Annotated in this window: 1 protein-coding gene; it reads left to right on the top strand. The window is 60.5% G+C overall.

Annotated features, from left to right (window positions below):
• Positions 1-258, top strand: a 258-nt coding sequence (locus ADK28_RS02810; protein WP_152929602.1) for a hypothetical protein, incomplete at both ends; no start/stop codon positions are given.

Below are 258 nucleotides of genomic sequence, written 5' to 3'. Positions count from 1 at the left end.
ACAACGCGGCCGGAAATAACGCGATGCTGCTGGCCGATATCCCGTACCCGCTGCACACCCACACCATGACCGGGTTGAAGGCGGGGCAGGAGTTCTGGTTCCGCGCTCGTTTGCAAGACCGTACCGGCAATCAGGGTGACTGGACTGGCTGGATTAAAGGGCAGTCGAACGCTAACGCCGGTGACTACCTGGAGAGCATCGGAGATGGCTTCCTGACCGACAAGGACGGCGACCGCCTCACTGGCGACATTGACACAA

The sequence above is a fragment of the Serratia sp. 506_PEND genome, assembly GCF_001076875.1.
Taxonomy (GTDB): Bacteria; Pseudomonadota; Gammaproteobacteria; order Enterobacterales; family Enterobacteriaceae; genus Serratia; species Serratia marcescens.
Note: the sequence above shows the minus strand (reverse complement) of the source record. Positions and strands in the feature narration are given on the sequence as shown.